The following is a 23,026-nucleotide window of genomic DNA, read 5'->3' on the forward strand; positions in this document are numbered from 1 at the left end:
TTGCTGCTCAGTTTTCTTGCTTACCTATAGCAACTGGGGCACCAGCACCTCGCGCCCGATACGCTGCGTGCGACTTCGCAACAGGTCTATTACTTCGGTTTCCGTGCGGGCAGTGCCATCGAGCAGCACAAAGTGACGGGCCAGCAAATCGTAGCGCTTGCCCATGAGGTAAAAGAAAATATGCAGAAAGTGAATGCCGTCGAAGACGATGGCGTCGTTGCTGGCGTACAAGCCTAGGTTTTGGCGAAAGTGCTGCGGGTGCTCGGTCCAGTGCATGGCCGGCTTCAGGTGGTGGCTGATGTGGTAGCCATCGTTCCAGCACTTATGGTTATAGGTAGTATTAATGCAGGTAACGCTGTTGCGGTAGCAGTTTTCGGGGCTATCGGCGGCTATAAACGCGTGCTGCGCCCAGTTACCCAGCATCATTATAACCCGCGAAAGCACGAGCGGCACCACAAATACCGCCAGCGTTGCCGGCAGATTAACGCAGGCCATTAATATAGAAAAAATTATATAAATAAGCTCGCCACGCAGCAGCCTAAACCGGAGCACCGGCCTGTGGCGGCGATTAAAGTAGCCTACCAGCCGCGGAATGCCCAGCACCAGAAAGTCGGTGAGATAGTGCAGAAAGCCGCGCAATGAGTCGCGCTGATAAAACATGGTTGAGCTTTCGTCATCCGGCAGATTGTTTTCCGGATGGTGCATGCCCATGTGGTGCGTGAAGTACGTTTCGGGCGTTTGCCCAAACAGTGGCCCGATAACCCACGGAATGTACTTATTCAGCACGCTGTATTTTTTCTTAAACAGCACGCGGTGACTGGTACAATGCAGCATCAACCCGAAAGGGCCTTTAAAAACGGCATTACTCAAAAAGAAAAACACCCCAAATACTGCCCACCACGCAGCGCCCCGCAGAGCGGGCACGAAGAGCAGCACGGCCAGTGGCAGCATAGTTGCCGATATTTTCAGGCTGAGATAGACAAAAGGCAGGTCGCGCTCGTCTTGCAGGTAGTGGCCAAGAAAACTATCGAGGTGGGTGGGCGCCTCCGGCCGGCTATTCACCGGGTCGGTGGAGGCTGCTAATACTTTCATTAAGGGAATGGGGTAAGGCCGCTATTGAGCAGTCCGCTGGGCACAGGAAGCAAAGCCTGCCAGCTAAAAACTGAGTCTTACGCGACCCCGACGGCGGGCCGGTGCGGCCCTTGGCAACCTACTCTACATCGGCTAAGCGCCGGCTCTGCTGCATGCAGGGAAACTGATATTATTTTATACGCAGAAAAGCGAGGTAAAGGTAGCTTTTATTTTACAATGATTCCTTTTCCAGCTTATTTCTGAGGCACGTAAAAAGCCCTGACCGTATCCGACCAGAGCTTTTTGCTTTTGCTATTTTCCGAATCTAATGACTGACTATTAATCGCTTATCGACCACTGTGGCATCAGTAATCAGCTTAACCAGGTAAACGCCACTGGCAAGCTGGCTGGTCGAAACGGCCAATGTTACCTCCTTGTTTCCGATAGCATTACCTGTGCCGATGGTGGCCACCTTGGCGCCTCTCAGGTCATAGAGCCCCGCATCATAATGGGCACTCTGCGGCAAGGTGAACGTCAGGACGGTGCGTTGCTGACCAGTAGGATTGGGATACAGGCTGAATGAGCCGGCAGCGGCCGCCGCTACGCTGCTGGTAACTACTGCGCCGCAGCTGGTTCCAACGGTGTAGCTATGGGGGGCGGCGGCCGTGTTATTTTCGGGGCCGCCAGCGCCCACCTGGTAAGTAAAGTACACACTCGTTACTGTGCCATTGGCAATGGCCCTGGTAAAGGTGAAATCACCGGCTGCGTTCTTCACCATCGTGTAGCCGGGATAAGCCCCCGTCGCACCCTCCTGGATGTAAACAATAGCCAAGCTGCCCCTACGGTGGCCCCGAGCGGGTGAAAAGTAAACGTGACGTTAGCCCCGGTCGTTATAGCCACGAAGCTATAATCGGCCGTGGTAGCACAGTAGCCATCGGCGCTGCGGACCAGCACCGTTACGGGGGCCGAGGTAGTACTGGCCCGTTGTTGTCGGTAGCGGTAGCCGTGAGCACATAGGAACCAGCCATTACATTGGTCCAGCTGTAAGCATACGGCGCGGTGGTAGCTTCGCCGAGCTTGGTTGAGCCTTGGTAAAACTCCACTTTCGTTACTGTACCATCGGTATCGGCGGCGGTGGCGGCCAGGCTGATAGTGGCGGGGGCAGTAAACGTAGCCGTGGCCAGCGGCGCGGTCAGGCTAACGGTAGGCGGAATATTAGTAGTGCTGCTGCCGGTGCAAACGGTACCCACGGTGTAGCTGTGCGGAGCATCGGCGGTATTGTGCTCTGCACCACCAGCGCCTACCTGGTAGGTAAAATAGAAGCTCGCTACTGTTCCAGCAGCGATGGTTTTGGTGAAGGTAAAGTCGCCGGCCGCGTTCTTCACCATCGTATAGCCAGGGTAGGCCCCGGTGCTCCCTTCACGAATAAAGATAATGGCCAGGCTGCCGCCAGCCGTAGCGCCAAGCGGGTGAAAAGTAAACGATACATCCGTACCGCTGGTGTAGACCTCGTAGCGGTACTCCCCGTTTGAGGCAGTACTGGCGCAGGGTATTGCTTTCACTTCCAACGCAATCGCGGTCGAGGTGGTAGCATAGCCGTCGTTGGCGGTGGCCTTGGCCGTGAGCGAGTACGAGCCGGGGCCAACATTGGCCCAGTCATAGGTATACGGGGCGGTAAGGTCTTCTCCCAGCTTGGTAGTGCCCTGGTAAAATTCTACTTTGGCAATCGGGCTGTTGGTATCAGTAGCCGTGGCGGCAATGGTGAGCGTGGCAGGCGCCAGTAGACTGGTACCCGCAGCCGGAGCCGTAATGCTGACAGTTGGCACAATGGGGTCGGCCACGGTGATGTTAACCACGGCCGACGTAGTCACGAGTCCGCCCGTATCAGTAGCCTTGGCGCTAAGCGCGTAGCTACCGGCCGGCGCCCCGGCCCAAGTGTAGCTGTAGGGACTGGTATAACTGGTAGCCAGCAGGGTAGTACCCTGGTAAAAATCAACCTTATAGATACCGCCCCCGGCATCGGTAGCGCTGGCGCTGAGAGTAATACTGGCCGGCGTGAGAAAGCGGGCTCCGTCGCTGGGAGAGGTCAGGCTCACCGTGGGGGCCGTGTTACCGGCGGCCGCCACAAATACTGTCACGGGGCTGGAAGTTGTGGTGGCGCCGCCGTCGTCAGTCGCCTTGGCCGTGAGCACATACACGCCGGCCGGTGCCCCGGCCCAGGTATAGCTATAGGGGCTGGTTGTGCTGGTGCCGAGCAGCGTTGCCCCCTGGTAAAAGTCTACTTTCGTCACCGTGCCGTTGGCGTCAGCGGCCGTGGCGGTCAGGGTTAGGCTGGCCGGTAGCGTCACAATCGCATTGTTGGCCGGGGCAGTGAGGGTCACTGTGGGCGGTGGGTTAGCCGCCACGCCACCCGTGAAGCGGATGTCGTCGATGTAAAAATCGCCGTCGCTGATTGCCGGGTCGCCCGCAAACATAAACAGGCTGGTCATCGACACCAGGTCGATGTGCATGCCCAGATTGGGCTGGTCGAAGGCGCTCAGCGGAATCGCTACTTCGTGCCAGCTGCCATCGCGCACCATCCCGTATTGCGACGCGCCACCCGCCGGAAAATTAATCCAGGTTTCGCCGTGCCCACTTTTCACCCCTACCTTAAACTGGCCAGCGTAAGTGGTTTTAAACTGAAACTTTAGCGCGCCATTGGCAAAGTTTCCCATATTCTTGGCCACATTATCCACTCCCAGGCCAAACCAGCTGCCGCTGTTGGCGTGCACGGCCAGCACCTGCTGCCCTCGAAGGGCACCGGTACGGGCGTCGTAATATTGGTCAGGTTGTTCCAGTAGTACAGGTTGGCGTCCTGCCCGTCGTAAACGAGCTTATCGACAATGGCGGGCCGCTCCGAATATACCCCGTAGTCGCCAGCAAAAGCATGGTCCTTACCCAGATATAGCTCATCGCCCGGATTCTGGTACAGACGCAGGTAATCGACCAGCATGGCTGCCGGCAGGGTAGCCGTGATATCACCAGGATTCATCTTACCGGTGTAGTTGCCGCCCACGGCCAGGTTGAGCAGCACGTACTGCGGCTTGTGAAACTCTTCCATGTCGCTCACGGCCACATTCGAGATACCGACGCTGAAAAACTGTACGTTGTCGATAAACACCTTAATGAGGTTGGCATCCCACTGCAGCTTGTACACGTGGTAATCGTCGGTGAGCGCGGCCGCACTCTTATATACCTGCTCGTAGTCGGCCTGTGAGCCTTTGTAGTCCCAGTGTACGGCGGCCCCGGCCCAGTTATTCACATTGTCGGGATAAGAGGTCTTCGCACCCATTTCCATCATATCAATTTCGCCGCTGGCCGGCCAGGTGCCGGTGGTGCCCAGCATCCAAAACGCCGGCCAGAGGCCATTTTGCAGGTTGGGCACTTTGATACGCGCTTCCAGTGTACCGTATTTGAAGTGTACCCGGCCGTAGGTCTTCAACCTTGCCGAGGTAAAAGGCTTACCCTGAAAATCTTCGCGCCGGGCTTCGATGCGCAGGTTGCCATTTTCGATACGCGCGTTTTCGGGGCGGCTGGTATAGTATTCCAGCTCTTGATTTCCCCAGCCGCAGTTGCCCCGCTCGCAGCCATCGCCAAAGTCAAAGGTCCAGTTGTCGGGATTAATGGTCGGGCCATCGAAGTTTTCTTCCCAAACCAGCGTTTGAGCCGAAGCCGACAGTTGGCCGCCGCAAAGCAGCCCGCCCAGCAAGAGCATGAGCCTGCCGGCAGACCGCAGCAAGTTGAGCGAGTAAGTGATTGTTTTCATCAAGAACGACCGGTTAGAAATGGATGGGAGAAAAAGAAACCGAAGGATACATGCAGCTGAAAAATGATTGACTTCCCGACCCATGCCACGCCTGCCCCGACAGCAGACCAAGCCGGCGCCTTGTGTAGCAGTGTTGTATTTTATTGCCAGCATAGCGTATAGTCTGGCAGTAGCCAGATGAAAAACTCACCCTCTAAACCTGCTTCCAGCTTACTTTAGAATAGCTGGAGAGATTTTTTCAGGATGTGCAGTAAGCGTATAGCACGCGTGTCATTTTGCACTTTAGCAAGTGCCATGTCATTAACAATATAGTTCAGTCGGCTTAATCAGGCCATATTTCAGGTCCTTGGGCAGCTTTTCGGGCCGGCGGCACCTGGCTGGCACGGCAGGCTGCTACCGGTTTGGGCCTGCCGGCCTGCACCCTATTTCCGGCCCTGGCTCTTTCACTTGTTGCCTGATTGGCGCAAGGCGACCACCGCTTCATTTTTGCGCCTCTGACTCTCAGGCCCCTACCCTGCCGCTGCTTGCCCCGGCCCTGCGGCCGGCGTAACTTTAGGCAACGAACACCTGGCTGCTGCTTTTTCGCCGCTATCGGCTACTGCTTATCCATTCGCCTGCCCCATGCCTACTTTCTCGCACCTGCATTCGCATACTCAGTATTCATTGCTCGATGGCCAGGCCAGCATCGGGGCGCTGATGAAGAAAGCGCAGGCTGATGGCATGCCCGCCGTAGCGCTCACCGACCACGGCAATATGTTTGGCGCGTTCAACTTCGTGGCAGAGGCCAATAAGTACAACGTCAAGCCAATAGTGGGCTCCGAGTTTTATATGGTGGCCGACCGCCACAAAAAGACGTTTTTGCGCGAGAAAGGCGAGAAAGACAACCGCTACCACCAGCTGCTGCTGGCTAAAGACCAGGCCGGCTACCACAACCTGGCCAAGCTCAGCTCGATGAGCTTTATTGAAGGGGTGTACTCGAAGTTTCCGCGCATTGATAAAGAGCTGCTGCTCCTGCACCACGAAGGGCTGATTGCGACCAGCTGCTGCATCGGGGCCGAGATTCCGCAGGCTATTCTGTTTGAGGGCGAAGACAAGGCCGAGGAATTGCTGAAATGGTGGCTCAATGTTTTTGGCGAAGACTTCTACATCGAGATTCAGCGGCATGGTCTGCAGAACTTCGATGGCACCGGCAAAAGCCAGGAAGATGTAAACCAGGTGCTGCTACGCTTTGCCAAAAAGTACAACGTCAAGGTTATCTGTACTAACGACTCGCACTACGTTGACCAGACCGACTACGCCGCCCACGACCTGCTGCTGTGCGTGAACACGGCCGAGGAGCGCAGTATCCCGGTCGGCGACTTCGAAACGAACTACTACACCATCCTCACCGCCGACCAGCGGGTGCACTACGACCTGCTCGACAACCTGAAGAGCCAGCACGGCTACGACGAAAATGCCCGGCGCATGCTCGCCCGCATCGATGAAGAGCTGCAAAAGCCGCCAAAGCAGCGTAAACGCCGCTTCGGCTTTGCCAACGACCAGTTTTACTTCAAGACGCAGGCCCAGATGAACGAATTGTTCAGTGATGTGCCTGAGAGTGTGGATAACACCAACGAGATTGTGGATAAAGTGACGCCGCCCAAGCTGGCCCGCGATATCCTGCTCCCCAACTTCCCGCTGCCGGCCGGCTTTGCCAACGCCGACGAGTTCCTGCGCGACCTCACCTTTAAAGGCGCCTTTGAAGGCGAGCGGCCCCGCTACTCCGAGCGCACGCCCGAGGTTGAGGAGCGGCTCAACTACGAGCTGCGCATTATCCAGACGATGGGTTTTGCGGGCTATTTTCTTATTACGCAGGATTTTATTAATAAGGGCCGCAGCATGGGCGTGGCCGTAGGCCCCGGCCGGGGCTCGGCAGCCGGCTCGGCGGTGGCGTATTGCGTGGGCATCACCAATATAGACCCAATCAAATATTCACTGCTTTTTGAGCGCTTCCTGAACCCCGAGCGCGTGTCGATGCCCGATATCGACATCGACTTTGACGACGTCAATCGGCAGAAAGTCATTGACTATGTGGTGGGCAAGTACGGCAAAACGCAGGTAGCCCAGATTATCACCTTCGGCACGATGGCCGCCAAATCCAGCATCAAGGACGTGGCCCGCGCCATGGAGCTGCCGCTGCCCGCCGCCAACGAGATTGCCAAGCTCGTGCCCGAAAAGCCCGGTACCACCCTGGCCGGCGCCTTCCGTGATGTACCTGAGCTGCAAGCCATTCGCAATGACCAGGGCGACCTGAAAGGCCAGATTCTGGCCCTGGCCGAGCGCCTCGAAGGCTCGGTACGCAATACCGGTATTCACGCGGCAGGCGTCATCATTGCCCCCGACGACATTACCAAGTACATCCCTGTTTCGACCTCCAAAGACTCGGACCTGCTTATTACGCAGTTCGATGGCAAGGTGATTGAGAGCGCCGGCATGCTCAAGATGGACTTTCTGGGCCTTAAAACCCTGACCATCATTGTGGACGCGCTGAACCTGATTGAGCGCAACCACGGCGTTAAAATCAATATCGACGATATTCCGCTCGACGACCCCAAGACCTACGCCCTCTACCAGCGCGGCGATACGATTGGCACGTTCCAGTTTGAGTCGGAAGGAATGCGCATGTACCTCAAGGACTTGAAGCCCACCAACATTGAGGACCTGATTGCCATGAATGCCCTGTACCGGCCCGGCCCGATGCAGTTCATTCCTGACTTCATCAACCGCAAGCACGGCCGCGAAGAAGTAGTATATCCGCACGAGCTATTAAAGCCAATTCTGGAATATAGCCAGGGAATTATGGTGTACCAGGAGCAGATTATGCAAACGGCCCAGATTCTGGCTGGCTACTCGCTCGGCGGGGCCGACCTGCTGCGCCGCGCCATGGGTAAGAAGGACATGAAAAAGATGGCCCTGGAGCGCGAGAAATTTGTGGAGGGCGCCGGTAAGCTGCACAAGATACCGGCCAAGAAAGCCTCCGAGGTGTTCGACGTGATGGAAAAATTTGCCGAGTACGGCTTCAACCGCTCGCACTCGGCCGCCTACTCGGTGGTGGCGTATCAAACTGGCTATCTGAAGGCTAACTACCCGGCCGAGTACATGGCCGCCGTGCTCACCAACAACATGGGCGACATTAAGAAGGTAACCTTCTTTATCGAGGAAGCCCGCAAGCAGGGTGTGGCCGTACTGGGGCCCGACGTAAACGAGTCGGAGCAAAAATTTAACGTGCCCCGCGAAAACCAGATTCGCTTTGGCCTGGCCGCCGTGAAGGGCGCGGGCGAAGCCGCCGTACTCGAGCTGGTAGAAGAGCGGCAGAAAAGCGGGCCGTTCAGCGACGTTTTCGACTTTGCCAAGCGCGTAAACCTACGCGCTGTGAACAAAAAAACCTGGGAAAGCCTGGCCCAGGCTGGCGCCTTCGACAGCTTCGAGAAATACAACCGACGGCAGTTTCTGGATGCCCCGGCCGGTGACCAGAACCTCATCGAAAAAGCCATGAAGCTGGGCCAGCAGCACCAGGCGGCTAAAGAATCGGCGCAGCACAGCTTGTTTGGCGCCAGTGCATTCGGAGCCGTGGCCGCGCCCCTGCCCAAGGTAGCGGAGCTGGAAGAGTGGAGCGCCCCCGAAAAGCTGCGCCGCGAAAAGGAAGTGGTAGGTTTTTACCTCTCGGGCCACCCGCTCGACACGTACCGCATGGAAATCGACGCTTACTGCACTTGCCCGCTCGATAAACTGGATGCACAGAAGGGCAAAGACGTGAACATTGCCGGCTTGGTGTCGGGGGTAGTATTTCGCACTACCAAGAGTGGCCAACCCATGGCCTCGTTCAACATCGAAGACTACGATTCGAGCCTCAATCTGGCGCTGTTTCGCGATGATTACAGCAAATACGGCCCACTTATCAACCCTAAGAATTATCACAACGACCAAGTGCCACCCATGTTTGTGCGCGGCAAGATGGAGCTGCGCTACGGCACCCAGGACCAGTGGGAATTGAAAATAAAAACCATGGAGCCGCTGGCCCAGGTAGCCGATAAGCTTAGCAAAGGCGTGCGCGTGAAGCTCGACCTGCGCACCGTAACCGGCCCCATGATTGACCGCTTGCAGGAAGCCATTGAGCACGCCAAAGGCTCGAAGCGTCTGGAAATCCAGTTTGTAGAGCCCCACGAGCGCCTGGCGGTGGATATGTTTTCGCGGCGCTTTCAGATTGAGCCAAAGACCTTTATCGAGAAAATGCGCGAGTTTGAGCTGGATGTGTGCTCGCTGATATAAGCCATCGCAACTATTTGCGAGGATAGTAGCTTTGTGCATCGCCTATATTCCGAATTTTAATGCGACACGGTGCTCTTACCCGCTGTTTTTTAGCATTTTGGCTGACTATGGGCTGGCTGGGCGGGTTGGCCCAACCGGCGGGACCCTGCCCGGCTACGGGCATCAGCACCGACCCGACCCAGCCGATTAATTCCGTACGGCCCGACCGCCGCAATACATTTTTTAATTGGTGGAATCCGGCAACGCCCCCGCCGTATGACAATCGGGTTTATCAGCTCTATAGTGTGAGTCCGCGCACGGGTCAGGGACGCGCCTACTTTGAGTACACGCCTTACCAGCAGCCTGATAACCTCGAAACCGTGTTCCTATCAGGCTCGGCCGACCTGCCGGCCAATGGCTGGGAACTGCTGGCTTACAACCTAGGCTATACCGAGCAGGGTCAGCCCCGGCCGGCCGGAGCACCCCTACCCTACGTGGTACTTTACCATCGCTTTACGGGCCTGCTGCGCGTGTTCGCCACGGTGGCCGAGCCGCAGCAGGCCTACACCTACCACTACCTGACGCTGCGTTTTGCCGCCGGCCAGGGGCTGACTACCAAATCTGGCTTGCTGAACCGGGTGGCAGCCCCGGCCACGGCACTGCTCGACGCGCCTGCTGGCCTGGGGGCTGTGCTTACGGGCGTGGGCCGCCACCTGAACCAGGCGGGTAAGTGGTTCGTGGCCGATTTTCCGCTCGAGTATGACCCCTGCACCTGCCTGTTTCGCTCGGAGCTGGAAATAGATGTGATGGCCATGAACCCAACGATGCTCAACCTGCCCAGGGTGACGGCCACCGGGCCGATAGCCGGGCTGCTGCTTTCGCCCTACGGCGCCGAAAACGTGCAGGATAGCGGCTCGATGCGGGGCTTCCCTATGCTGGGCTACCAGGGCCAGACGCCCGGCTCGCTGCTCACTACTGGCTATTACGACGTGGCGGCGGCCAGCCAGCAGCGCCAGCGCCTGAACTGGCTGCAAGCCACTACTCACGACCCAGCCCTGGCCATGAGCCTCGATTCGGCAGCTTGGTTTTGGCTCAGGGCCAGTAGCGCAGACCAGCGCACTGGTAGCCGAAACTTTTTGAGCCCGGCTTTTTTGCAAGACCCTCGTACCGAGCGCTTCCTCAACGGCTTGGATTATCTGACCGTTGGGGGCCTGTCGACCAACCTGCCGGGGACAGGGGTTGTCCCTGCGCAACAACCTAATGCGTACGCCCAAACAGGTAGCCGGGTAAAGGGGTTTTCGCAGCCTACCGACACGCTGGGCATCATCCGGCTAGCTACGCCTGGCGCGGTTACGGCACCCGCAGTAAGCCGCTACCCCTATTACAACGAGGTGCTAGGCGTACTTAGCCTGCTGCGCCGCCCTACGGTGCAGCGCCAGGTAACGACTGTGCGCGACGCAGACGGGCATTCGCGCCTGCGCTACCGCTTTCGCCTGCCCGCCGACTTGGCTTATGCATTGAACCCGGCGGCGGGCCTGGTAGTCACCGATTTTCGAGCGGCGCTGGTAGTGGCGGGCAGTAGCTACCCCGCTACGCTACCGCCCGGCGATTTTGCTACCTACGAAGCACCATTACCCCTTAGCGACGACCCGGCCGGCCCGGTACAACACCTGGTGCGCACCGCGTATGTCTCGGCTGGCTGCCTGCCCGACCAAGTATTTACCCTTGATGGGCCGACCGACTGCGATGGCTTCCTGCCCGCGGGGCCGGTGAGTGTGAAAGTGTGGGTGCAGCTACGGCGGCCCGATGCGCCCGATGCCCAGCCCGTGCTGCTCGTAGCCAGCTACCCCACCACTGTCGAGGACACCAACGACCCGTTACCGGCTGCTCCCTCTCTGCCGACAGCCTGCACGCGGCTGCTGCCGCCCCAGCCAGCGGCAGCCATTACGACTTTGTGTGCCAGCCCAGCCTACCGGGAGGCGATGCGGTCCGACCGGGCGGTCGTAGCTGAAGCTGCGGCCACTATTGCCGTACTGGCCTCGGCCGTGCTAGCTTACCCTAACCCCACGACCGGCCCCTCACCGTCCAACTGGCGCTACCCACCGCTCGCTGCGTGCGGCTCCGACTATTCGACGCGGTAGGCCGGCTGGTAGCCGCACCTCTGCCGCCTACCCCCTTCCCCAGCGGCCTTACTCAGCTGCCGCTGTCTGGCTTGTCTCAGTTGGCTGCTGGCACGTATTTTCTGGTGCTCGATGCCGACAACCAGCGCCTTAGCACGGCGCGTCTCATAGTAACTCCTTGAATCAGGGCTAGCTAAACGCATTCATCGCCCCAGTATTGAACAGGCAGTTCTGCACCGGCCTAGCAAGCATTAGCTTCAGTCCGCTCAAGGACATTGCGTGCGCTTGCCATTCTTCAGGCGGCCGCGCTACCGGCTGAACTTTCCCCTACCTCGTTTGTTTTACCTCAACTCCGCTACCTTGCAGCCGCGTTGGCTGTACACGCCGGACGTAATTTCACTAACCTATTCCTTAGCGTCATGGCGCATAAAGCAATTGAAATAACCGACGCCAACTTCGAGGAGATTATCAACTCGGACAAACCGGTACTTGTGGACTTCTGGGCCGAATGGTGCGGCCCCTGCCGCATGGTAGGCCCGGTAGTAGAAGAGCTGGCCGGAGAATACGAAGGCAAGGTCATCGTTGGCAAGGTAGATGTAGACGCTAACCCCCAGACTTCCATGAAGTTCGGAATCCGCAGCATTCCGACGCTGCTGGTATTCAAGAACGGTCAGATTGTAGATAAGCAAGTGGGTGCCGTGCCCAAGCACGTACTCGCTCAGAAGCTCGAAGCCCAGGTAACCGCCTAGTACCTGGTGCTACTCAGCTTAAGTAACCCTAGAAAGCCCCGCATTATAGCAATGCGGGGCTTTTTGGGCTTTTAGCTTTAGCAGTAAAAGAGGCTAGCCGCTAGTAGCGGCGTACCTGCCGGTCGTGCTTCTGGTTGTAGATAGCGCGGCTGGTGCGCTGCTCGTCGTGGCGAATTTCCTGGCGCTCACCACGCGTCACGACACCATCGGCGCGGGCAGCGCGCTTATCGGCGCCTATTCTGGCTTCACGGCCGCGCAGGCGGGCAGCTTCGGGCCGGGTCAGCTCACCCGAGCGCACTCCCTGCCTGATGCGATTACGCTCCTGTGCCTGCCGGGCATTTATGGCCGGAGTACGGTCTTGAGCCTGCGCTAATGGGGCTGAGACTGCAAGTAGCCCACAAAAGGCAGCTACTGAGCAAAATAAATTTTTCATGGTGGAAAAGGAAAAAATGACTTCCAAAGCTGGAATGACTTTTGAACAGGCAAAACGTGCACCAGTTTTATTGCTGCTAAATCAGATTCTTTTTTGATTTACTTGAAACTACTTATATTACTGGCCAATTGCAGTCGTTTACGGCGGCGCTTTCCCCTTCCCACCTTTTTTTACTTCTTTACCATGAAACGCATTCTCGGTTTCCTCTCTGCGCTACTCGTGCTGGGCGGCCTTTCGGCACAGGCCCAAACGGCCCCGGCTGCCAGCACCATGAGCAGCAGCTCGACCAAAATGACATCGTCTAAAACGATGCCGGCCCCTGCCACGCACAAGACTACTACGACTACCAAAACGGGCATGATGGCCCCGGCCGCTTCGTCTTCGACCACCACGACCAAAATGAAGGCCGATGGCACGCCCGACATGCGCTACAAGGCCAACAAAACTACCTCCACCTCGACGATGCACGCGGCCGGCCCGATGAAGAAGGACGGAACGCCCGATATGCGCTACAAGGCCAACAAAACGACGACCACGACCAAAACCAAGATGTAAGCTAGCGCAATAGCATACGCTAAAAACCTTCCGGCTAGGCCGGAAGGTTTTTTTATGGGCGCGGCTCAGGTAAGCCCAACGGGTCGGAGCTGTTATCTTTCGGCGTTGCTATTCCTCTTTAAATCAATTTTATGCTTGCAGCCCTTACTGTTCCCTTCTTTTATACCCTGCTTGCTATTCTGGGCGGGCTACTGATCCTGCTGCTGGTAGCCCGGTCGCTGCTGGGAATTGTCGTTATCGGCGAGCTAGAAGTAGGCATCGTGGCCAAGAAGTTTGCCAACTCCAGCCTGGCTGCCGGCCGCCTGATTGCCCTGGAAGGCGAGGCGGGCCTCCAAGCGGATACCCTAGCGCCGGGCTGGCACTTTTTTCTGTGGCCCTGGCAGTTTGCCGTTACCAAAGAGCCCGTAACCGTGGTGCCGCAGGGCGAAATCGGACTGGTAGTTGCGAATGGCGGCAGCCCCATTCCGCCCAGCCACATGCTGGGCCGCGTAGTTGCCTGCGACGACTACCAGGATGCCCGCGCGTTTCTGACCAGCGGCGGCGAGAAGGGCCGGCAGCTCGGAATATTAACGGCGGGCACTTACCGTATTAATACGGCCCTGTTTACCATCATCACCCGGCGCAATGCCGATTCGATGGGCATGAACCCCAACGAGCTGGCCGTGTACAGAGTAGCCCCCGACGCGGTGGGTATTGTTACCACGCTCGACGGCATTCCGATTGAGCCCGGCGAAATAGCCGGCCCGGTTATTCCGGAGCACGACAACTTTCAGGATGCCCAGCGCTTTTTGAGTGCAGGCGGCCGGCGCGGCCTGCAGGAGCAGGTGCTGCTGAGCGGCGCCTGGAACCTGAACCCGTGGTTTTGCCGCGTCGAGCAGGTGCCCATGACCGAGATTCCGATTGGCCATGTGGGCGTGGTCATCTCGTTTGTGGGGCGCCCGGCTCAGGATGTAAGCGGGGCCGATTTCACCCACGGCAACCTTGTGGAAGTAGGCCACAAAGGCATTTGGGTAACGCCGCTGTACCCTGGCCGCCAGCCCCTTAACACGCGGATTATGCGCGTCGAGCTGGTGCCCACTACTAACATCGTGCTCAACTGGGCCGTGCGTACCGAAGCCCACGGCTACGACAATTCCCTGAGCAGCATTACTGTGCGCTCGCGCGACGGTTTCTCCTTTAACCTTGATGTGGCCCAGATTATTCACGTAGCGGCCCTGGATGCGCCGCGGGTTATTTCGCGGGTGGGCTCTATGCAAAACCTGGTAGACCATGTACTGGAGCCAATTGTAGGCAATTATTTCCGCAACAGCTCGCAGGAATACACGGTGCTCGACTACCTCACCAACCGCGCCGAGCGGCAGCGTGATGCCGCTACCTTTATTCGTAATGCGCTGGCTACTTACAATGTGCAGGCCGTGGACACGCTCATTGGCGACATCGTGCCGCCGGCCCAGCTAATGACCACCCAAACCGACCGCAAGCTGGCCGAGGAGCAGCGCAAAACCTACGAGGTGCAGCAGGCCGCCCAAACCCAGCGCCAGGCGCTGGTGCGCGAAACCAGCATCGCCGACATTCAAAGTGAGCTGGTAAAGAGTGAGCAGGGCGTAAATATTGCCGAGCTAAATGCTAACTCACAGGTAAAAAAAGTACGCGGCGAGGCTGAAGCTGCTAAACTGCGCGCCGGCGGCGAAGCCGAAAGCACCCGCCTGCGCGCCATTGCCGATTCCGAAGCCACCCGCCTGCGCGGCGTGGGCGAAGCCGAAGCCATCCGGGCCATCGGCCAGGCCAAGGCGGAGGCGTACCAGGTAGGCGTGGCCAGCCTTGGCACCCGCGAGTTTACTGCCCTGCAGCTAATGCAGATAATCGGCGACCGCCAGGTGAAAATCACGCCCGATGTGCAAGCCAATGGCAGCTCGGGCGCCGGCAGCGGCGGCCTGGTCGAAGCGCTGGTGGGCCTGCTGGTACAAAATCAAAAAGCCGGGCCAGCCAGCCAGACTGGTAAACCCGAAGCAGCTGCGCCAGAAACGCCGACAGTGTAGCCCAACTCACCCACTTACCACTACTAAGGGCGGCAAACCGGTCAGGTTGCCGCCCTTCTGCTTAATAGCTACCCGATGCTACTCAGCTACCGGAGCAGTAGCGTCTTCCAGCTGCACGGCGCGGCTGAATACTTCTTCCAGCGAAATCAGGGTTTCGGTGCGCTCTACGCCTTCTATCTGCTGCACCAGGTCGTGCAGCACATTGCGCAGGTGCTGGGTATCGCGGCAGGCCAGCCGGGCAAACAGGTTGTAGCTACCCGTAGTAAAGTGCACGCTGATAACCTCCGGAATAGTGCGTAGCTGCGCAATAACCGTATCGCAATAAGAGCTTTTAAGCAAAAAGATGCCTAAAAAAGCCTGAATGCCGAAGCCTACCTTTTGCAGGTCGAGGTCGAGGGTGGCCCCGCGCACTATACCCAGTTCCTCGAGGCGCGTCATCCGGCTATGAATGGTGCCTCCCGAAACGTGGAGCTGCCGGGCAATTTCGGAATACGGCAGCTTGGCATCCTGCACCAGTAGGCTCAGAATGCGGCGGTCAATGTCATCTAGTTCGTAAGTACGGGGCATTTGGGATTGCTAATGGAAAGCCAAAATTACAACAATTTATCACAAATTCGGCTTCTATATTGAAGATTAAATAATTTTTGGGCATTTTTTAAATGAAATTTGCAAAAACCAAAATCTGCGCCTTATCTTTGACCCATCAAAACGCAACCGGCGTGGCGATGCCAACCTTGTAGTGTGGTGAAACTGGCAGACACGCCCTCCTCTCTCGGGGTGAAGAGCATGGGAAAAAGCCGCTGCTTTTCGGAGTAGCTGCCTAACTACTTCGTGGAGGTTCAAGTCCTTCCGCTACAGCATAGCCCTGGGCTATAAAGAGCCGCTTTCCGAGCCTGGAAAGCGGCTCTTTGCCAGTATACCCCAGCCAAATCCTTGAATTATAGTATCCGCAGCAAACCCGCCCTGCCAGCGTGCGTACTTTTGTGCAACTGAGGCTACCCCGGCGGTTCGTATCGGTGGTAAGCCAGGCTCATGGGCATAAAAATACTTTTTACACTTTTCCTGATTTTAATAAACGCGTTCTTTGTTGCGGCAGAGTTCTCCCTTATCCGGGTGCGTCTTTCGCAGCTGGAAATTAAAGCCAAGGAAGGGAGTCGCCTGGCGGGCCAGGCCGTGAGCGTGCTGCGCCGGCTCTACGACTACCTTTCGGCAACGCAGCTGGGGGTTACACTGGCTTCGCTGCTGCTGGGCGCCGTGGGCGAAGAGCTGTTTTCGGGTATCGTACTCGATTTTCTGCCGCGCCTTGGCCTGGCTATCAGCCCCATAACGGCCCACAGCATTGCCGTTACGCTGGGCGTTATCATCCTGACGTTTTTGCACGTGCTCTTCGGCGAGCTGTTTCCGAAAGCACTGGCTATTCAGCGGCCCGAAGCCATTAGCCTGGCGCTGGTGCTGCCGCTGCGCGCATTTTACCTGGCCACCCTGCCTTTAACCTGGTTTTTGTCGAAAGCGGCCAACCTGCTGCTCGGTGCGGTGGGCATCAGCAATGTGCACGGTACCGAGGCCCACACCTCCGACGAGCTGCGCCTGCTTATCGACCAAAGCAAGGAAAGCGGGGAAATCCAGGATTCGGAGCACGAGCTGATTGAGAACGTGTTTCAGTTCAACGACCGCATGGTGAAGCAGATTATGGTGCCCCGCACCAAGCTCGCTGCCCTCAACGTGAACGCCCCCGAAGAGAAAATCCTCGAAACCGTCTTTAGCGAAGGCTACTCACGCCTGCCCGTATTCGAGGGCAATATTGATAATATAGTAGGAATACTATATGTAAAAGACCTGCTACCCATCATCCGCAACGGCGAGCCGCTGGAGCTGGCCCGGATTATGCGCCCGGCTTACTTCGTGCCTGAAACTAAGAAAATCAATAGACTGCTGCGCCAGTTTCAGCGCAAGCACATTGTGATGGCCGTGGTGAGCGACGAGTTTGGCGGCGTATCAGGCATCGTTACCATCGAGGATATTATGGAAGAGCTGGTGGGAGAAATCCAGGACGAGTACGATAACGAGGTGCCGGTAGTGGAGAAAATGTCGGAAAGCGAATACCGGGTGAATACCTCCACCGCCATCTCCGACGCCAACGAATACCTGCCCTTCCCGCTGCCCGAAGGCGACGACTACGAAACCGTGGGTGGCCTGCTGAATGTGCTTTACGGCAACATCCCGGAGGTCGGCGACGTGGCCGTATTCGAGCCCTACGAGTTCCGGGTGCTGAGCCGCACCGGCCGCGTAGTCGAGATGGTACAGCTGCGGGTGATAGCTGCCTCAACCCCAGAGGTCGACCCGTTGGCCGCATAAATTGCTTGAATTAAATGCGTAGCTTTGCTAGCCGCCTATATTCCTGCGGCTAGTTTTATGGAAGCCTCGAAAATACGTCGCCTACTTACTTGGGTAGTAGATATCGGCTGTATTCTATTTTTATTTCTGGGCCTGTTGCGGCTTCTGCCAACCGGCTTACTCAAGCCTGAAGGCTATCGCTTTGTAGTGCTGGCAATTATGTTCGCCTACTACGCGGGGATGGAAATATTTTTCAAGCGTACTATAGGCAAGCTTTTAACTGGCACCCAGCTGGTAACAAATAATGACGCGGCGCCTCATACTGGCCAGCTTTTGCTGCGTACTGCATGCCGATTCCTTCCTTTAGAGCCACTTAGCCTACTGTTCAGTTCGAATAAGCTTGCTTGGCACGACCGTGTATCCAAAACAAAAGTTATTCATTTGGATTACTAGACTGATAGTAATAGCTTGCGAGCCGTCTATAGAAGTAATATTGTTTACATAAACGACTCGCTAGATATTATTGCATTGCCATAGGAAATAAGTATAGATTCCCCATATAAACGCTTATTTTGCGCACATAGTAAGCGTACTGTAGCCATCTCTTTCCTTGCCAAAAACTATTGCATAGCAACTAGCGATTGGTTTTTACCTCTTTTTTCTGCCTGTATGTTTAGACTTCGACAAATTATAGCCTTCGGGTTAATTGCTAGCTCACTCTCTAGCTGTGCCACTATTCTTGGTGGAGGTATTACCGACTACCAGCGGACCAGACCCCTACCTGGACAGCCACAGCGCGAAATCCGGGTAGGTGCATTAGTTGCTGACGTCCTGCTGGTTGGCTTACTTGGTGTGGGTATTGACTTTGCAACTGGGGCCATTTACAAGCCACACCCTACCCGCATGGTTAATGCTGTTAACATGCCAGCTACAAACTCAGCGCCAAGCTCAACAGTTAAATAGCAATACCAGCTCCATACTAAAGAGGCGGCTATTCTTTGATAGAATAGCCGCCTCTTTAGTATGGAGCTGGTATTATTGCCTGCTCATAGCTACGCCCCTATAGTTTCTTTGCATAATCACCATCCTTTGGCTTCTCAGTGCCAAGAAGGATACGGATAAAGTCAATGATAACTAGGATAAAGCCGACCAACAGGATTGAGAGAATAATTTGCAAAATCCCTTTTCCTACGCGGCCGAGGTAGAAGTCATGAATGCCCAAACCACCCAAAAAGAAGCAGAGGACAGCCGCTACAATCTGGCTTTTGCCTTCAACTGTTGTTGACTTAGGAGCTGCTGCCAATTGGTGCTTTACCTCTTTTTTGAAAGCCTTACGGTCAAATTTAGTTAATTCAGCCTTTTCAGTAGTTGCAGCTTTTACGATAGCCTTCGCGGTTACTGGCGCTGTAGCATGATGCGCTAAAGGACGAACAGCCCGGTGCATAGGCACAGTTTCCGTAACAACAGTGGCAGCTTCGGGGTTACAACTGTCGCGACAGTCTTGTTAGCCGACGGAGCCTCTGCTACAATAGAGCGCACAGGTTCTGAGCCTAAATAAGCGGGCGTACTGCTGTTAAAAGCATAGTTGGAGCGGCTGCACGAAGACAGGGAGGCAGCCATAGCCCCGAGGGCCAATAGCAGGTGGTAAGTCTTTCTCATCTGGTAACAGTAAAAAAAGGTGAAGGGTGAAAGGGTAAAACTTACTGGCAAAACTATCAGGCCGGCAATTGATTTCCTATTCACTCATAAAACATTCTTCCACTATTTACGTCGATGAGCATTTTTATTCTTTTTTTTCATACGGGTTTGCTGAAAACCAGCTGGCATACAGCTGATAATTGGCGGCCGTGCGACGCAGGCCTTCGGCCTGCGTCGCGCTCACAGGCTTGATTTTGCGGGCTGGCACCCCTGCATAGAGGTAGCCGGGCTCGCACACCATGTTTTCCAGCACCACCGCCCGGCCGCAATGAGGCAGCCGGCTCCGACCACGGCGTGGTCCATCACGATGGCACCCATGCCGATGAGCACATCGTCGTGCACGGTGCAGCCGTGCACCAGGGCACGGTGGCCGATACTCACCCGCGAGCCGATGGTGAGGGCCGCTTTTTCGTAGGTGCAGTGCAGCACAGCTCCATCCTGAATATTGGTTTCGTTGCCGATGCGGATGCTGTTTACGTCGCCCCGAATCACGGCCGTAAACCACACGGTGCAGCCGCGCCCCAGCACTACATCGCCCACAATGGTCGCGTTGTCGGCCAGAAAACAGTCGGGCCCAATGGTAGGTAACACGCCGTGAACGGGCAAAATAAGAGCGGGCATAGCTGCGGTGGCAAATGAATTTCCAAATGTATGCCCGGCGGCTACCTTTGACTAATGCCTATGCCCGCCGCGTCCTCTCCCCCGCTTTTCGCCGAGTGCCAGCCGATGCTGCGGCACTGGTGGGGCTGGCGCTGCTAGCGCCGGCCATTGTTTTAGGAGTGGTCATCGGAGTAGATAGCCGGCACAGCGCGCTGGAAATGGCCGGCATGACAGCGTTCGTTACCCTGCTATCCTTCTTGCTGCTAGGTTTTGCGAAGCTGCACACGCAATTGTCAACCGACGGCGTGCGCGTGCGCTTTGTCCCACTGCAAAGCGAGTGGCGTTTCACACCCTGGGCGCAAGTACGGCGGGCTTACATACGCACCTATGCGCCCATGAGCGAGTACGGCGGCTGGGGCATTCGTACGTTTGGAGGTGAAAGCGGGGCATATAATGCCTGGGGCAACCAGGGGCTGCAACTCATTCTGACTAGCGGCGAGCGCCTGCTTATTGGCACCCAGCAGCCAGCAGCCATCCAACAGATAATGAGCCAGCTGCGTATCCGCGGCGCGCAGCCGGAAGTGGCAGATTAAGCCCGCAGCAGCCGCTTCCAGGTTCCTTTCTCCCAATTATACTTCAGCGTGCTGGGTAGCGCCTGCCAGAAATACTTACTGGTTTCGACCGCAAAGCTGGGCTGCATGTAGCAGTTGATGGTGCAGCCTTCGCAGGCGGGCAGGCGGCCCTCGAGCGCGGCCAGACGCTGGGTTTCGGGGCCTGGTAGAGGTCGAACAGCCGGCCGTTGATGGGAAACCTCTGGTCGCCGAGGTGGTAGCAGGGCAGCACCAGCTCATTGTGGGGCGAAATGACGAGCGTAGTGCTGGCCGCCCGGCACACGGGCGCGGCTACGTGGTTGCCACCATCGCGGCGCAAGGCGATAAAACCCTCATTCAAATACACGCCCTTGCGCTTGCCGAAAGCCGACAGAAAATCCAGCTCCTCTTCGCTCAGCTGCTCGCCGGTATCGACGTCACCGTACTCAAAAGCCGGGTTCAGAATGAGTATCAGCCCATTGGGTTGCGTAATCTCGCGGTACACGCGCTCCAGGTCGGCCAGGTTGTGCCGGAAGACGGTGAACAGAATATCGGGCCGCTCGCCCAGCTCTTTGGCTACGCGCATGCTTTCGAGCACAAAATCGTAGCAGGCCACGCCCCGGCCCCGGTCGTGGGTGTCGCGGTCGATGCTATCGAGCGAAAAATGCAGCATATCGACCAGCCCACGCAGCTTTTCGGCATTTTTAGGGTAGAGCAGTGCATTGGTCGTTACGGTCGTGATAAAGCCCAGCTGCCGGGCCAGCGCCAGAAACTCGGGCAGCTGGCGGTGCAGCAGCGGCTCACCGCCCGTAAAGTCAATTACCTTAACGCCAAGTCGCTTGAGGTCGCGCAGGTTGGCCTCCACATCGGCCAGGGTGATGTAGGGCGAGGGCTTTTCCCAGATATCGCAAAACGCGCACTTCGCATTGCAGCGGTACGTAACATAGTAATTGCACAATACTGGATGCTTGACGAGGCGCATAAGCGGTAGCGTGGACGCTGAGAGCCCGCGCGTGAGAACGTTGTTCAACGAAGCAACGCGCGGACTCGCAGCGTCTACGCTACGAAGTTAATGCGGCAGCTGGCCCCAGGCGGCTGCATCCCAGTGCGTGGGCGTGGCGGCCAGGGCCTCGGGTGTGGCTGGGCCGTAATGCTCCTGGTAATAGCTGCAAAAGCCCTTGAGCGGGCAGCGCGGGCAATTAGGCTTCTGAAAAAAGCAGATTTGCTGCCCGTGCCAGTAGTTGTGCTTGTGAAAGTTGAACAGGCCTTCGGGGTCGAGGTGCGGCTTGAGCAGGGCAAGCAGCACGTCATGCGCCTTCTCTACCGATACTTTTGGCCCCAGCACGCCGAGGCGCTGCATCACGCGGTGCACATGGGCATCGACGGGCAGCACGGGCTTGCGGAAGTTGAAGAGCAGCACCAGAGAGGCCGTTTTCAAGCCAATGCCCGGCATATCGGTAAGCCACTGCATCGCCTTTTCGGTGGGCCAGTCGGCCAGGAAATCGAGCGTGAAGCTGCCGCCCGTTTCGGCCTTTATGCGGCCCAGAATATCCTGAATGCGCGGGGCCTGGGTGGCCGGCCAGCGCGTGGTGCGAATGGCGTGAATGAGGTCATCAAGGGGGCGCGTAGCACACCTTCCCAGTCGCCGAAAGCTTCGAGCATGCGGTCGTAGGCCAACTCTTCGTCGGCGTGGGTGGTACGGTGCGAGAGCAGGGTGGAGATAAGCTCACGCATGGGCGTGCGACGAGCCGCCGTGGGCACCCGCCCAAAAAACCCGTCCAGGATACTATGGTCAGCCAGGGCTTTATCGAGCGGCGAAGAAGTTACTTGAACCACGGAGTAAACAGATTTTGTCGGCGTGCCTAGCTTTACAGCCAGTTTCTTAAGAAGAGTTTGCTTAAACGGAAAAAGCCGCCCGATGGGCGGCTTTTTCGTTACTTACTACGTCATCAGCCGCAAGGCAGCCGTCCACAAAATCCGTGAAATCGGCTAAAATCCGCGCTACTCAGTGGTCCTTAGAGCTGGCCTTTCTTAGCGGCTTTCTGCATCTTTTCGTTGGCGAAGATGGCCACTTCCACGCGGCGGTTGGCTGCTTTGCCCGCCGCCGTCGAGTTGTCGCCTACCGGCTGGGTCGAGCCATAGCCTTTAGCCGTGATGCGGCTGGTATCCACCCCTTTAGTCGTTAGCTCATTGGCTACCGCCTGGGCGCGACGCTGGCTCAGGGGCTGGTTGATGGCATCGGAGCCCGAAGCATCGGTGTGGCCTTCAATAACGATATTAGTATCGGCATACTTCTGAAGCGTGGTAGCCAGCTCGTCGATATTGCCGGTAGCCCCGGCGTCAGCGTAGCCGAGTTGCTGCCAAACAGGATACCCGAAGCAAACGTGATTTTGATACCTTCGCCCACGCGCTCCACGGTAGCTCCGTCGAGGTCGCGGCGCAGCTCAGCCGCTTGCTTATCCATCTTGCGGCCAATCAGTGCCCCACCGGCTCCGCCTACGGCGGCCCGAGGATAGCTCCTTTGGCCGTGCCCGACTTGCCACCAATAACGCGGCCCAGAATGGCCCCGCCGGCGGCGCCGCCCAAGCCACCCAGAATGCCACCCTTGAGGGTTTTGCTCATACCGGCGGGCTTGTCGGTGGTAACGGTAGTGGTTTGTGCCTGTGCAAAGTGGCCCAGCAGCATTACGAAGGCAAGCAGATAGGCAAAAGAGTGTTTAAAAATTTTCATGAAGAAAAAGAGGAA

General features: G+C 57.0%; 21 protein-coding genes, 1 tRNA gene and 2 pseudogenes. 10 read left to right on the forward strand and 14 right to left on the reverse strand.

Annotated elements, in window-relative coordinates:
- Nucleotides 1–24 precede the first annotated feature (24 nt).
- From GKZ67_RS14050 to GKZ67_RS14065, 4 genes are all read right to left on the reverse strand, one after another.
- The gene (locus GKZ67_RS14050; protein ID WP_173243397.1) at nucleotides 25–1,092 is read right to left on the reverse strand and encodes a fatty acid desaturase family protein; all 1,068 of its coding nucleotides are present in this window, start codon (nucleotides 1,090–1,092) and stop codon (nucleotides 25–27) included.
- Nucleotides 1,093–1,396: 304 nt separating this feature from the next.
- On the reverse strand, nucleotides 1,397–1,903 hold the full coding sequence (locus GKZ67_RS14055) for a T9SS type A sorting domain-containing protein (RefSeq protein ID WP_173243400.1): 507 nt from the start codon (nucleotides 1,901–1,903) through the stop codon (nucleotides 1,397–1,399).
- Nucleotides 1,904–2,027: 124 nt separating this feature from the next.
- Nucleotides 2,028–3,851 (reverse strand): Ig-like domain-containing protein, encoded by a 1,824-nt coding sequence (locus GKZ67_RS14060; protein ID WP_173243403.1) that lies wholly within the window; start codon nucleotides 3,849–3,851, stop codon nucleotides 2,028–2,030.
- On the reverse strand, nucleotides 3,758–4,876 hold the full coding sequence (locus GKZ67_RS14065) for a family 16 glycosylhydrolase (protein WP_173243406.1): 1,119 nt from the start codon (nucleotides 4,874–4,876) through the stop codon (nucleotides 3,758–3,760). Before GKZ67_RS14065 ends, GKZ67_RS14060 begins: the two co-directional genes overlap by 94 nt.
- A 621-nt stretch (nucleotides 4,877–5,497) precedes the next feature.
- Here GKZ67_RS14065 and dnaE point away from each other — a divergent pair.
- From dnaE to trxA, 4 genes are all read left to right on the forward strand, one after another.
- Complete coding sequence (gene dnaE, locus GKZ67_RS14070) at nucleotides 5,498–9,184, forward strand: DNA polymerase III subunit alpha (RefSeq protein WP_173243409.1); 3,687 nt, start codon at nucleotides 5,498–5,500, stop codon at nucleotides 9,182–9,184.
- Nucleotides 9,185–9,291: 107 nt separating this feature from the next.
- Nucleotides 9,292–11,304, forward strand: coding sequence for a hypothetical protein (locus GKZ67_RS14075; RefSeq protein ID WP_173243413.1), 2,013 nt, complete (start codon nucleotides 9,292–9,294; stop codon nucleotides 11,302–11,304).
- Nucleotides 11,277–11,465 (forward strand): hypothetical protein, encoded by a 189-nt coding sequence (locus tag GKZ67_RS14080; protein WP_173243415.1) that lies wholly within the window; start codon nucleotides 11,277–11,279, stop codon nucleotides 11,463–11,465. The genes GKZ67_RS14075 and GKZ67_RS14080 overlap by 28 nt, the downstream gene beginning before the upstream one ends.
- A 237-nt stretch (nucleotides 11,466–11,702) precedes the next feature.
- A complete protein-coding gene (gene trxA / locus GKZ67_RS14085) occupies nucleotides 11,703–12,032 on the forward strand; it encodes a thioredoxin (RefSeq protein WP_068341183.1) in 330 nt (109 codons plus the stop codon).
- Nucleotides 12,033–12,132: 100 nt separating this feature from the next.
- On the opposite strand, the gene GKZ67_RS14090 is transcribed toward trxA, so the two are convergent.
- Nucleotides 12,133–12,465 carry a hypothetical protein gene (locus tag GKZ67_RS14090; RefSeq protein ID WP_173243417.1) on the reverse strand — a complete coding sequence of 111 codons (333 nt, stop codon included), beginning with the start codon at nucleotides 12,463–12,465 and terminating at the stop codon, nucleotides 12,133–12,135.
- A 183-nt stretch (nucleotides 12,466–12,648) separates the two neighbouring features.
- On the opposite strand from GKZ67_RS14090, the gene GKZ67_RS14095 reads away from it, so the two are divergent.
- Both GKZ67_RS14095 and GKZ67_RS14100 read left to right on the forward strand, forming a co-directional pair.
- Nucleotides 12,649–13,020: a hypothetical protein gene (locus GKZ67_RS14095; protein ID WP_173243420.1), complete on the forward strand. Its 372-nt coding sequence runs from the start codon at nucleotides 12,649–12,651 to the stop codon at nucleotides 13,018–13,020.
- 131 nt (nucleotides 13,021–13,151) lie between these two features.
- Nucleotides 13,152–15,059, forward strand: a complete 1,908-nt coding sequence (locus GKZ67_RS14100) for an SPFH domain-containing protein (RefSeq protein ID WP_173243423.1) — start codon at nucleotides 13,152–13,154, stop codon at nucleotides 15,057–15,059.
- A 78-nt stretch (nucleotides 15,060–15,137) separates the two neighbouring features.
- On the opposite strand, the gene GKZ67_RS14105 is transcribed toward GKZ67_RS14100, so the two are convergent.
- Nucleotides 15,138–15,626 (reverse strand): Lrp/AsnC family transcriptional regulator, encoded by a 489-nt coding sequence (locus GKZ67_RS14105; RefSeq protein WP_173243426.1) that lies wholly within the window; start codon nucleotides 15,624–15,626, stop codon nucleotides 15,138–15,140.
- 168 nt (nucleotides 15,627–15,794) lie between these two features.
- On the opposite strand from GKZ67_RS14105, the gene GKZ67_RS14110 reads away from it, so the two are divergent.
- The 3 genes from GKZ67_RS14110 (at nucleotide 15,795) to GKZ67_RS14120 (ending at nucleotide 17,846) form a co-directional block, all read left to right on the forward strand.
- Nucleotides 15,795–15,917: transfer RNA gene (locus tag GKZ67_RS14110), tRNA-OTHER, on the forward strand.
- A 174-nt stretch (nucleotides 15,918–16,091) separates the two neighbouring features.
- Nucleotides 16,092–17,414: a hemolysin family protein gene (locus GKZ67_RS14115; protein ID WP_173243429.1), complete on the forward strand. Its 1,323-nt coding sequence runs from the start codon at nucleotides 16,092–16,094 to the stop codon at nucleotides 17,412–17,414.
- Nucleotides 17,415–17,438: 24 nt separating this feature from the next.
- On the forward strand, nucleotides 17,439–17,846 hold the full coding sequence (locus tag GKZ67_RS14120) for an RDD family protein (RefSeq protein ID WP_173243432.1): 408 nt from the start codon (nucleotides 17,439–17,441) through the stop codon (nucleotides 17,844–17,846).
- A 607-nt stretch (nucleotides 17,847–18,453) separates the two neighbouring features.
- Here the strand turns inward: GKZ67_RS14120 and GKZ67_RS14125 are convergent.
- Both GKZ67_RS14125 and GKZ67_RS14130 read right to left on the reverse strand, forming a co-directional pair.
- Nucleotides 18,454–18,837, reverse strand: a complete 384-nt coding sequence (locus GKZ67_RS14125; protein WP_173243435.1) for a TM2 domain-containing protein — start codon at nucleotides 18,835–18,837, stop codon at nucleotides 18,454–18,456.
- Between the two features lie 339 nt (nucleotides 18,838–19,176).
- Nucleotides 19,177–19,712, reverse strand: a pseudogene (locus GKZ67_RS14130) (gamma carbonic anhydrase family protein).
- 47 nt (nucleotides 19,713–19,759) lie between these two features.
- On the opposite strand from GKZ67_RS14130, the gene GKZ67_RS14135 reads away from it, so the two are divergent.
- The gene (locus GKZ67_RS14135) at nucleotides 19,760–20,284 is read left to right on the forward strand and encodes a hypothetical protein (protein ID WP_173243437.1); all 525 of its coding nucleotides are present in this window, start codon (nucleotides 19,760–19,762) and stop codon (nucleotides 20,282–20,284) included.
- Here GKZ67_RS14135 and GKZ67_RS14140 read toward each other — a convergent pair.
- The 6 genes and pseudogenes from GKZ67_RS14140 to GKZ67_RS23690 form a co-directional block, all read right to left on the reverse strand.
- Nucleotides 20,281–21,263 (reverse strand): annotated as a pseudogene (locus tag GKZ67_RS14140) (radical SAM protein). The gene GKZ67_RS14135 and the pseudogene GKZ67_RS14140 overlap by 4 nt on opposite strands.
- An 87-nt stretch (nucleotides 21,264–21,350) precedes the next feature.
- Entirely contained in the window at nucleotides 21,351–21,752 is a 402-nt protein-coding gene (locus tag GKZ67_RS22655) for an endonuclease III domain-containing protein (RefSeq protein WP_217278598.1), read from the reverse strand.
- A gap of 62 nt (nucleotides 21,753–21,814) precedes the next feature.
- Nucleotides 21,815–22,117 carry a hypothetical protein gene (locus GKZ67_RS22660; RefSeq protein ID WP_217278599.1) on the reverse strand — a complete coding sequence of 101 codons (303 nt, stop codon included), beginning with the start codon at nucleotides 22,115–22,117 and terminating at the stop codon, nucleotides 21,815–21,817.
- A gap of 179 nt (nucleotides 22,118–22,296) precedes the next feature.
- Nucleotides 22,297–22,602, reverse strand: coding sequence for an OmpA family protein (locus GKZ67_RS23680; RefSeq protein WP_317172305.1), 306 nt, complete (start codon nucleotides 22,600–22,602; stop codon nucleotides 22,297–22,299).
- Complete coding sequence (locus tag GKZ67_RS23685; RefSeq protein ID WP_254244836.1) at nucleotides 22,500–22,745, reverse strand: hypothetical protein; 246 nt, start codon at nucleotides 22,743–22,745, stop codon at nucleotides 22,500–22,502. The genes GKZ67_RS23680 and GKZ67_RS23685 overlap by 103 nt, the downstream gene beginning before the upstream one ends.
- Before the next feature lie 32 nt (nucleotides 22,746–22,777).
- Nucleotides 22,778–23,011 (reverse strand): hypothetical protein, encoded by a 234-nt coding sequence (locus GKZ67_RS23690; protein WP_254244837.1) that lies wholly within the window; start codon nucleotides 23,009–23,011, stop codon nucleotides 22,778–22,780.
- Between the last annotated feature and the right edge of the window lie 15 nt (nucleotides 23,012–23,026).

This window comes from Hymenobacter sp. BRD67 (assembly GCF_013256425.1).
Lineage (GTDB): Bacteria > Bacteroidota > Bacteroidia > Cytophagales > Hymenobacteraceae > Hymenobacter.